The 12,835-nt window shown below is 36.3% G+C and carries 4 protein-coding genes; 3 read left to right on the forward strand and 1 reads right to left on the reverse strand.

Going from position 1 to position 12,835, the window contains the following annotated elements:
* Positions 1-19 precede the first annotated feature (19 nt).
* Both ACFPTQ_RS12865 and ACFPTQ_RS12870 read left to right on the forward strand, forming a co-directional pair.
* Positions 20-1,027: an FAD:protein FMN transferase gene (locus tag ACFPTQ_RS12865; protein ID WP_379777936.1), complete on the forward strand. Its 1,008-nt coding sequence runs from the start codon at positions 20-22 to the stop codon at positions 1,025-1,027.
* Between the two features lie 416 nt (positions 1,028-1,443).
* Entirely contained in the window at positions 1,444-11,715 is a 10,272-nt protein-coding gene (locus tag ACFPTQ_RS12870) for an HYR domain-containing protein (protein WP_379777937.1), read from the forward strand.
* A 55-nt stretch (positions 11,716-11,770) separates the two neighbouring features.
* On the opposite strand, the gene ACFPTQ_RS12875 is transcribed toward ACFPTQ_RS12870, so the two are convergent.
* Positions 11,771-12,223: a DUF4442 domain-containing protein gene (locus ACFPTQ_RS12875; protein ID WP_379777938.1), complete on the reverse strand. Its 453-nt coding sequence runs from the start codon at positions 12,221-12,223 to the stop codon at positions 11,771-11,773.
* 150 nt (positions 12,224-12,373) lie between these two features.
* Here ACFPTQ_RS12875 and ACFPTQ_RS12880 point away from each other — a divergent pair, with 150 nt between their 5' ends.
* Positions 12,374-12,829, forward strand: coding sequence for a DUF4870 domain-containing protein (locus tag ACFPTQ_RS12880; protein WP_278036072.1), 456 nt, complete (start codon positions 12,374-12,376; stop codon positions 12,827-12,829).
* Positions 12,830-12,835: the final 6 nt, after the last annotated feature.

Raw genomic sequence — 12,835 nt, forward strand, 5'->3', positions numbered from 1 at the left:
CACTTTTTCTTTTTATAAAATGACAGCTAAATATTTCAATAGTACCCTTTTAATTAGCTTTTTATTATTGAGCTTTACTTGTCATTCACAAGTTTTAAGAAAAAGAACAACGATGCTTATGGGTGGTCGATTCGAGATTAGCATTGTGGCACAAGACTCCCTTTCGGCTGAGAAAAACATTGATACCATCATTACCGAAATCACTCGCATTGAAAATCTAATCTCCGATTGGAAACCTAGCTCTCAAGTTTCACAAGTGAATCAAAATGCGGGAATCCAACCTGTAAAAGTTGACAAAGAAGTTTTTGAATTGACTAAAAGAGCCTTGCATTTTTCAGAAATAACTAATGGTGCCTTTGATGTCAGTTTTGCAGCCATGGATAAAATCTGGAAATTTGATGGTTCCATGACCGAAATGCCTTCGGAAGAAGCTATTAAAAAATCAGTAGAAAAAGTAGGGTATAAAAACATTATTTTAGATAGTGTGAATTCAACCATTTTCCTAAAACTAAAAGGAATGAAAATTGGTTTTGGAGCGCTTGGCGAAGGTTATGCTACGAATAAATGCCAAGAAATGATGCTGGCTAAAGGCATCCATTCTGGTATTATAAACGCAACTGGTGATATGAGTGTATGGGGAACACAACTAAATGGAAAACCCTGGAATATTGGTATTACCAATCCTTTTCATCCTGATCGTGTTTTAGCCTCTATCCCACTTAAAAAAGGCGCTGTTACGACATCTGGCTCTTATGAAAAATTCGTTGTTTTCAATGGAAAACGTTATTCACACATCATTAATCCTGCAACAGGTTATCCATCTACAGGATTATGTAGTGTAACCGTTTTTGGTCCTAATGCCGAAATAGCAAATGGTTTTAGTACGTCTTCAATGGTTCTAGGCAAAAAAAAAGCGATTCAATTATTGAAACAATATCCAGATTATAGCTATATCATGATTACTGATTCTGGAAAGATAATTTACTCGAAAAACTTCCCTAAGCAAGAGTTAAAAAAATACAGATAATCTAAAAAACTTTTCCTATAAAAACAGATTATTCAATTCTTGAGCGAATAGTATTTTAGAAATACAACAAAGTGTTAAAAATCTTATAATTTTGTTAGCCGAAACAAAAAAACACCCTGAATATAAACCACTTACAATTATCTGTATTTAATCGAGTTATCCTACACGTTATCGATTAAACTATTGTCACAGTACTTAAATAAGTAATTTTACAGTATCACTTTAGAAAGTGATTTCCAAACAAATTGATCCTCACTGTTTCTTGAATTAAATTTCAAAAAACATTAGCCCTATTTCCTAAGAACAGAGAAAAAACTAATCTCTTTCAAAAACATCTCACAGCAAAAAAACATAACTCAATTTTATGTAAATGCTTATACCACAAAGTTGTTTTCTGAATTTAAATAGTGTAAATCATGAAACAAAACTACTTATTCTTATTTCTTTTATTGTTTAGCTTAGTAAATTCTTTTGGCCAAGTTGATGGTGATTTTCGATCAAAAACTTCTGGCAATTGGGAATCAATTTCATCTTGGGAAATATATTCAGGCAGTTCATGGATTGATGCTACAACATTTCCGGGTCAAATCTCAGGGAGTTATAATATTACAATTACAACTGGAAATACAATTTCAATAACATCGAATATGTCGACCCTTTCAATGGGTAATGTAAATATTATTGGAACTTTAAATTTAAATCCTTCATCTTCTCCTAACACCATAAACCTATTAACGAATACTTTAAATATTAATGGAGGAGTATTGAATTTTAATACTAATAAAATTAGATTAAACTTACCTTCATCAGCGATAATAACTTTAGAAAACGGTGGTAACTTTAGTGGAAGTTGTACTAATAATGATGAAATATTTATTGGAACCAAAAAATATGCTGCATGCGTTGGTGGAGGTTCGAATGTGTATACTTTTGGAGAAGTAGCAGCATCAGGTGGAAATGTAAATACCGAAATAACTAACCCACTTACAAGTCCAATATCTGCTACAGATTGCACACCAATTAATTTAACAGGTGGATATTCTGGAACAGAAATCAATGTTAGCTACAAATGGATAGTAAGAGATCCAAATGGAAACCTTACTATTTTAGCTACTGGAACTTTAAACGATAGTTCAGAAACAACCTTAACCAGTTTCACACCATCAGTAATTGGTCAATATCTTGTTTCACTCGAAATTACTTCTTCAGCATCAGCCACAAATGTTGAAACACGAGAATTTAATGTTTCTGATCCTATTAATCCAACTATAACAGCTGGAGGAAATCAAACCGCAAATACTGATGCAGGAGTTTGTACAGCTTCGGTTGTGGTAGCTGATGCAGTCTTTGCTGATAATTGTCCGGGATCAACTATTGCTTATACCCTTAGCGGTGCTACAATTAAGGCTTCTACTGCTGGTCAGGTGGGAACTTTTACTTTTAACAAAGGGATAACTACTATCAACTATACGATAACTGATGCTGTTGGAAATACTATCACTGGCTCAAAAACAGTAACGGTAACGGATAATATCAATCCAACAATAACTCCAGGAGCTAATATTGCTGTGAATACTGATGCAGGAGTTTGTACAGCTTCGGTTGTAGTTGCTGATGCAGTCTTCGCAGATAACTGCCCAGGGGCAACTATTGCTTATACTCTTAGCGGTGCTACAATTAAAGCTTCTACTGCTGGTCAGGTGGGAACTTTTACTTTTAACAAAGGGATAACTACCATCAACTATACAGTAACCGATGCTGTTGGAAATACTATCACTGGTACAAAAACAGTAACAGTAACGGATAATATCAATCCAACCATAACAGCTGGAGCAAACCAAACCGCAAATACTGATGTTGGTCTTTGTACAGCTTCGGTTGTTGTTGCTGATGCAGTCTTTGCTGATAACTGCTCGGGGGCAACTATTGCTTATACCCTTAGCGGTGCTACAATTAAAGCTTCTACTGCCGGACAAGTGGGAACCTATACTTTTAACAAAGGGGTAACTACTATCAACTATACGGTAACTGATGCTGTTGGAAATACTATCACTGGCTCAAAAACAGTAACCGTAACGGATAATATCAATCCAACAATAACTCCGGGAGCTAATCAAACCGCAAATACTGATGCAGGAGTTTGTACCGCTTCGGTTGTAGTAGCTGATGCAGTCTTCGCTGATAACTGCTCGGGTGCAACTATTGCTTATACCCTTAGCGGTGCAACAATTAAAGCTTCTACTGCAGGACAAGTGGGAACCTATACTTTTAACAAAGGTGTAACTAACATTAACTATACGGTAACCGATGCTGTTGGAAATACTATCACTGGCTCAAAAACAGTAACAGTTACCGATAATATCAATCCAACGATAACTCAGGGAGCTAATATTGCTGTGAATACTGATGCAGGAGTTTGTACAGCTTCGGTTGTAGTTGCTGATGCAGTCTTCGCAGATAACTGCCCAGGATTAACTATTGCTTATACCCTTAGCGGTGCTACAATTAAAGCTTCTACTGCTGGACAAGTGGGAACCTATACTTTTAACAAAGGGGTAACTAACATTAACTATACGGTAACCGACGCTGTTGGGAATACTATTACAGACTCAAAAACAGTAACCGTAACCGATAATATCAATCCAACTGTAACAGCTGGAAGTAATCAAACCGCAAATACTGATGCTGGAGTTTGTACGGCTTCGGTTGTAGTTGCTGAAGCTATCTTTGCTGATAACTGCTCGGGTGCAACTATTGCTTATACCCTTAGCGGTGCTACAATTAAAGCTTCTACTGCAGGACAAGTGGGAACCTATACTTTTAACAAAGGGGTAACTACCATCAACTATACGGTAACCGATGCTGTTGGAAATACTATCACGGGCTCAAAAACAGTAACGGTAACGGATAATATCAATCCAACAATAACTCCAGGAGCTAATATTGCTTTGAATACTAATGCTGGTCTTTGTACTGCTTCGGTTGTCGTAGCTGATGCAGTCTTTGCTGATAATTGTACTGGAGCTACTATTGCTTATACCCTTAGCGGTGCTACAATTAAAGCTTCTACTGCCGGACAAGTGGGAACCTATACTTTTAACAAAGGTGTAACTACCATCAACTATACGGTAACCGATGCTGTTGGAAACACTGTCACAGGCTCAAAAACAGTAACGGTAACGGATAATATCAATCCAACGATAACTCCGGGAGCTAATCAAACCGCAAATACTGATGCAGGAGTTTGTACCGCTTCGGTTGTTGTTGCTGATGCAGTCTTCGCAGATAACTGCTCGGGGGCAACTATTGCTTATACCCTTAGCGGTGCTACAATTAAAGCTTCTACTGCTGGTCAGGTGGGAACTTTTACTTTTAACAAAGGGATAACTACCATCAACTATACGGTAACCGATGCTGTTGGAAATACTATCACTGGCTCAAAAACAGTAACGGTAACGGATAATATCAATCCAACAATAACTCCAGGAGCTAATATTGCTGTGAATACTGATGCAGGAGTTTGTACAGCTTCGGTTGTAGTTGCTGATGCAGTCTTCGCAGATAATTGTACTGGAGCTACTATTGCTTATACTCTTAGCGGTGCGACAATTAAAGCTTCTACTGCAGGACAAGTAGGAACCTATACTTTTAACAAAGGTGTAACTACCATCAACTATACAGTAACCGATGCTGTTGGAAATACTATCACAGGCTCAAAAACAGTAACCGTAACAGATAATATCAATCCAACCATAACTCTGGGAGCTAATCAAACCGCAAATACTGATGCAGGAATTTGTACCGCTTCGGTTTTTGTTGCTGATGCAGTCTTCGCAGATAACTGCCCAGGGGCAACTATTGCTTATACCCTTAGCGGTGCGACAATTAAAGCTTCTACTGCTGGTCAGGTGGGAACTTTTACTTTTAACAAAGGGATAACTACCATCAACTATACGGTAACCGATGCTGTTGGAAATACTATCACTGGCTCAAAAACAGTAACCGTAACGGATAATATCAATCCAACAATAACTCCAGGAGCTAATCAAACCGCAAATACTGATGCAGGAGTTTGTACCGCTTCGGTTGTAGTTGCTGATGCAGTCTTCGCTGATAATTGTACTGGAGCTACTATTGCTTATACTCTTAGCGGTGCGACAATTAAAGCTTCTACTACCGGACAAGTGGGAACCTATACTTTTAACAAAGGTGTAACTACCATCAACTATACGGTAACCGATGCTGTAGGAAACACAAGAGCTGCTTCTAAAACTATTACAGTTACCGATAATATCAATCCAACAATAACTCCAGGAGCTAATCAAACCGCAAATACTGATGCTGGTCTTTGTACCGCTTCGGTTGTGGTAGCTGATGCAGTCTTCGCTGATAATTGTCCAGGATCAACTATTGCTTATACCCTTAGCGGTGCAACAATTAAGGCTTCTACTGCTGGTCAGGTGGGAACTTTTACTTTTAACAAAGGTGTAACTACCATCAACTATACAGTAACCGATGCTGTTGGAAATACTATCACTGGCTCAAAAACAGTAACCGTAACCGATAATATCAACCCAACGATAACTCCGGGAATTAATCAAACCGCAAATACTGATGCTGGAGTTTGTACGGCTTCGGTTTTTGTTGCTGATGCAGTCTTCGCTGATAATTGTTCTGGAGCTACTATTACTTATACCCTTAGCGGTGCTACAATTAAAGCTTCTACTGCAGGACAAGTGGGAACCTATACTTTTAACAAAGGTGTAACTAACATTAACTATACGGTAACCGATGCTGTTGGAAATACTATCACAGGCTCAAAAACAATAACCGTAACCGATAATATCAATCCAACAATTACAGCTGGAGCAAACCAAACAGCAAATACTACTGCTGGACTTTGTACGGCTTCGGTTGTAGTTGCTGATGCAGTCTTCGCTGATAATTGTACTGGAGCTACTATTGCTTACTCTTTAAGCGGAGCTACAACAAAAACATCCACAGCTGGTCAAGTGGGAACGTATACTTTTAACAAAGGTGTAACCAATATTAACTATACAATAACCGATGCTACCGGAAATACAACAATAGGTTCAAAAACAATCACTGTAACCGACAACATCAAACCTACAATAACAGCCCCACCAACAGTTAATGTTACAACTAATTCTGGTTGTACTGCAACTGCTGTAAATATAGGCAGTCCTATAACTGCTGATAATTGTTCGGTTGCATCGGTAACAAACAATCATCCATCTACTACTTATCCATTAGGCAATACAACTGTTATCTGGACAGTAACTGATACATCTGGGAACACTATGACTGCAAATCAAACCGTTACCGTTACGGATAACATTCCTCCAACGATTGTTTGTCCGGCAAATATAACTGCCAACACTAGTTCAAATGGAACTGGTGATTGCTATACAACAATAAGCATAACAAATCCAATTACAAGTGATAATTGTACTGTTTCTTCAGTAGTGGCAAAAGTAACAGGAGTAATTATTAACACGACAACCTACCAATTTCCAATTGGTAATACTACTATTAACTGGACTGTAACTGACAATTCAGGATTAACCGCTTCTTGTAATCAAACAATCACAGTAGTTGATAATGAAAATCCTTCTATTAGTTGTCCTGGAGACCAAAATGTTAACTTTAACGCCAATTGTCAATTTGTTTTACAAGATTATAGATCCTTGGCTACAACTTCGGACAACTGTGACAGTAATGTAACCATCACGCAAACTCCAGCACCGGGAACTTTAATTTCGGCAGCTACAACCACTATCACATTAACCGCAAAAGATGCAGCCAACAGAACAAGTTCTTGTACTTTTAAAGTTACAGCAATAGACAACACTCCTCCTACAGCCGTTTGTAAAAACTATACTGCTTATTTAAGTTCAAATGGTACAGTAACCATCTCTGCTTTAAATTTAGATAATGGTTCTTCAGATAATTGCGGTATTGCTAGTATGACCGTTTCTCCAAATTCTTTTAATTGTAGCAATATAGGTGCTAACAATGTAAGCTTTACAGTATTAGACAATGGTGGAAATAGTAGCAGTTGTAACGCAATAGTTACCGTTGTTGACAACACTCCACCAACAATGATTTGCAAAAATTATGTTGTTGTAGTGGATCCAATTACTAGGGTTGCAACTATCAAAGCATCAGATGTTGACAATGGTTCTAACGATGCCTGTGGAATAGCTAGCCTAAGTGTATTCCCTAGTGTGTTTGCCGATTCTCAAACTATTTACACTACAACTACAACATTAACAGCCGTTGATGTTAACGGAAATACAAACACTTGTACAGCGACAGTAACTGTTGAACCACCAAAAAATTTATTTACCTATTTAACAGGTGTAATTGTAAATCCAATTCCTGACAATCCAGAACCACCTAGCTCTTTAATAGAAGTTACAGCTTGTCCTGGCGGAATAACTGTCCCGAAAGATATTCAATTTACATTACAAGCAATTGGAACCTATAATTTACAAGCCTCACAGATTTTAAATTGGGAATATTCTAATGACAATGGTGAAACATGGATCACAATACCAAATACTACTGGATTACTAACTTACACATTAATCGGATTAGCAAGTGATACCTTTGTTAGATTACGAATCACTGATGCAGATAATCCTTCAATTATAAAAACTTCAGCAGAAGCTTATGCCCGATTTTTACCTCCAGACCAACCTCCTATTATCGTTAGCCATTCCGCTTTAGATATTTGTTTAGGTAGTTCTGTAACTGTAAACGCTGAGAGTTTTTATGATCAACCCGAAGGACAATTTGGGAAAGGGGGGAAATTTAACTATGCCCAACCTGATGGATGGCGTGTTGATGGAAGAGATGGTTTTTTCCCAGCCAGTGGTAATAATAATTCAGAACCTACTTGGAAAGAAACGAACTCCAATACAAATCCAAATGTAACCTTTAGCGGAATTAACTACGACACATCAGACAATACAAAATTTGCCATTGCGCATGCTGCCGAAGCTAACAGAACTACGACATTAGAAACACCTGTATTCAGTACCATCGGAATGACTTCCAGCGAAGCCATAATGACATTTTATACTGCTTACTATTTCTGTAATGGGGGTTCAGGTAAAATAGAATTATCATTTGATGCAGGAAACACCTATCCGGTAACATTGAATACCATGCAAAATGACATTTTTACTGCTGGCAAAACCACTGGTGTAAAAGCATATAAAGGATCCAGCTGTACTAAACAATATTTGATAGCCGATGCATTTAGATATACCTCAATCAATTTAGGACCATATGCAGGGCTGGCTGGTTTACGCATCAAATTCACTTTCAATTCAGGTCCAAGTGGAGGAACTTGTAATAATGTAACTTTTCCAAAACATTCCTCTAATAATTGTACTAATAATCAAACCTTTAACATAGGAAGCGCATGGGCAATTGACGATGTAGGATTTAAATTTGCAACAGTAGATGATGAATTAGAATGGACCGATGAAAATGGTGATGTTATTGCTAGAGGAACAACTGCTACTGTAACGCCTCAAACTCCTGGTATTCGAGAGTATGGAGTTACAACCTTAGTAAATGGATGTAGAACAGACAATACTACCGGTACAAGTTTTGTAAATATTAATACTAGCTTAGCTTATGCTGGAGAAGATTATGCTCCCCTTACCAGCAATTGCGGAGAAAACAGTATAAAATTAAATGCTTATGACAATACAAAATCGGCTGTAACCAATTATACTAAAGGAGCTTGGAAAACTAATCTTTATGTTGTACCAGACACTGCTTCCGGAGATACTGATTACCCAGGAACTGGAATTACTGGAACTTGGACTATTGTTAGCGCCACATCTTCTTCATGTGGAAGCTCTGCAACTTTCTCTAGCGCAACTGATCCTGACGCGCTTTTTACTGCCGACCCAGGAACTTACAAATTAAGATGGACACTCTCAAATGGATGTTTTGACGAATTAAACATTACACTTATTGATTGTAAATCGGTTGATTTTGATGGAAATAATGATTATGTCACTTTCAAAGACAATTACAACCTAAACAATACATTTAGCATTGAAAGCTGGGTGAAGCCTAATGCTGTCAATGGAACCCGCACTGTTTTTTCCCGAAAAGATAAAGGTAACAACACTAGCGGTTATGATTTAAGTATCAGTGATGGACAAGTCCGATTTAATTGGTACAACGCCTCTGGAGGTAATTCTATTTCCACCAGTACTAATGTTATTGGAACAGACAGATGGTATCATTTAGCCACCACTTTTGATGGAACAACCTATAAACTTTATGTTGACGGTATAGAAATAGCTTCGAAAAATGGTACTGCTCCTGCTACGACTACAACTACTGTAGAAGCTCTTTTAGGTGCTATGTATCAATCTTCAAATGTACCCGCCCAATATTTTAACGGTTGGATTGACGAAGTTAAAATTTGGAATAAAGCTTTAGGCGTTGAACAGATTAGACAAATGATGAATCAGGAAATTGATGCTTCTGGTACCGATGTGGGTGGAGTTGTTATTCCTTTAAGAATTTCAGGTTCTGACAATGATAATAACGGTCTTGAAGACAGTCCTTTATTATGGAGCGATCTTTTAGGCTATTATCGAATGACAAATAATTGTGGAAATTTAGTTGCCTTTAAAGGTGTAAGCGGAAGATTGCACAATATTAATTCTAGTCAACAACAAACCGCACCGATTCCCTATACGTCTAGAGTTTCTAATCAAACATGGAATACAGATACTACTTGGACCAATTACGATGTTTGGGATGTTCCTAATAGCCTTGGAATAAATAATCAACCTATAAATTGGAATATTGTAAAAATTAATCACAAAGTAACTTCTAATACTCAGGATTTAACTTTACTTGGGCTAGTAGTAATGTCAAACGAATTGATTATTACCAATTCAGGAATACAAAACGAGACAAATCCAGGACATGGACTTTGGATCACTCACTATCTAAAATTAGATGGAAAAATTGATTTGGTAGGTGAATCACAATTGGTTCAAAAAAGATATGCTCCAACTCAATTTAGCGAAAGTATTTTTGAAGAAAACAGTACTGGATTTATTGAAGTAGACCAAGAAGGAAAACAAAACAGTTTCAATTACAACTATTGGTCCTCGCCAGTTAGTAATAGAGGTGCAGCCAATAATTCATCCTATTCAATGACTGGTATTTTAAGAGATGGAACAGACAGTGCTAACCCAAAAAATATCACCTTTGGTGATGGTGCTTATTTTGCAGATGGGCCTTTGACAAGTCCTATTAAAATCAGCAACAGATGGATATGGACTTATAGTTCACTCACCCCTGCTTCTAATTCAAATTGGGATAATTACTACCAATGGCAATATAAATCAAGCACAGGACTTATAGCTGTTGCCGATGGTTTCTCTATGAAAGGAAGCGGAGGTACTGCCCCTATCAATGATACACAAAATTATGTTTTTACTGGTAAACCTAATTCAGGAACGATCAATAAATATATCGCTTTATTACAAACCTATCTAATAGGTAATCCCTACCCAAGTGCATTGGATGCCGATGATTTTATAAAAGACAATCTAAAAGATTGTAACGGTTGTCGAGGAATCGCTAATACATTTGGAGGTGCCTTGTATTTTTGGGATCATTTTGGCTTATCAAACAACCATATTTTAGCTCAGTATGAAGGAGGCTATGCAACCTATACCCTAACGGGTGGTGTTGCTGCGATAGCTAATGACCCACTAAACGTAAATAACGGCGCAACAGGTTCAAAAATACCTCAACGCTATATTCCTGTAGGACAAGCCTTTTTTATAAATGCTACTGGTAGCACTACTACTGGTGGTTCATTTAGCTTTAAAAATAGTCAACGTGCCTTTGTAAGGGAGAGTTCTGGAAATTCTATTTTTATGAAAAACACTAATGATAAAAATTCATTTGCTGCCAAAGAAACTATAGATAAACGAATGAAAATTAGATTAGGTTTTGACTCTCCAATTGGATATCATAGACAAATTTTACTAGGAACTGATCCAAATACAACTACTAAATTTGATTTTGGATACGATGCCCTAATGATTGAAGTGAAAGACAATGATATGTATTGGGAATTAGAAAACAATCCGTTTATTATTCAGGGTATTCCAAACTTTGATATTGAGCAAATAATTCCTTTTGGCTTAAAAATTACCGATGAAGGAAAAGCTACAATTAAAATTGATGCCCTAGAAAACATTCCAGCAGACCTTGCTATTTATGTTTACGACAATATTTCAAGAATATATCATGATTTAAGAAAAGCCAATTTTGAAATCGCATTGGCACCAGGAGAATACAAAAACAGATTCTCAATACAGTTTGTAAACAAATCATATAGTATCAACGAAACCAAAATTGACAATGGAATAATTTGCTATTATACAAATGAAACTAAACTCTTAAATATTAGAAATTATTTCTTTGATGTAAACATCAAATCGGTTTCACTATTCAATATTCTTAAACAAAAAATAGGCAATTGGAAAATAGAGGATCAAACCCAAAATTTAATTCAAATTCCAATTGACAATGTTAGTTCTGCCGTATATCTCGTTTTAATCCAAACGGATAAAGGAGAAATGAGCCAAAAAATAATTATAAAATAAGCTAACCAAGCCGAAACCAAAGAACACTTTCATAAAAATGTTATGAAAGTGTTCTTTATTTTAATTTAATAGTCCATTCAAAATTCATTTCGGAAACCTGTTCCCCTTTTTCATTTTTCCCTACAGATTTTAACCAAAAAGTTTGACTTTGCCCTGTTTCTATAGTGTTTTTAATGGCTGATTGGATTTCGTTTCCATTCTCGCATACAAAAGTAATTCGTCCAGTTGCTTTCTTAGTAAATACACTAGTATTACTTACTACTAACATTCCAATATTTTTAGCACTTTCCTGAATGTGCAACATTACTAGGGCTCCTGTAGTTAATTCGGCTGCCATGGCCTGTACTGCAAAATACATCGAGTTAAACGGATTTTGATTAATCCATCGGTGTTTAACACTTACTACACATCGATTAAATGTAATTTCTTTTACCCTCACACCACAAATAAAGGCCGATGGTAATTTAAACAATAAAAATCGGTTAAAATTAGCTGTTGTAAGTTTCATTGACTTGGATTTTAAACCAATATACAAAAAAATTAAACACCAGTAAAAACGATTAATTTGTTAATTTTATGTTAATTTATAGTACTTTGCAATACACAATACCTGTTTTAAACCATATATTTGTATAAGAAATTACTAGAACCTATAAATATGGAAACCAAAAACGACAGAACCATAGCAGCCTTAACGCATTTAAGCGCGCTATCACAGTACATTATTCCTTTTGGAAATTTTATTTTCCCAATTATCATTTGGAGTACCAAAAAAGATAAATCGGAATTAATCGATCAAAGTGGAAAGCAAATTTTAAATTTCCAATTGAGTTTATTCATCTATTCGTTAGTGTTAATTCTTATTGCTATTCCTGTCTTTTCAACGGTCATTTTTAGTAGTATGGATTTTACAGCATTACTAAACGACCATGAATTCTTTTGGGATGGCATTAATTATGGCGAAAATATTGGATTAATCACCATTGGAATCTTAAGTATAATTGTATTTGTTCTGATTAAAATAGTCGAATTTTTTCTGATTATCATTGCATCAATTAATGCTTCAAACGGAGAAAAATACAATTATCCTTTAACGATCAACTTCATTAAGTAAAACATA

Source organism: Flavobacterium sp. GCM10022190 (assembly GCF_042656445.1).
Taxonomy (GTDB): Bacteria; Bacteroidota; Bacteroidia; order Flavobacteriales; family Flavobacteriaceae; genus Flavobacterium; species Flavobacterium nitratireducens.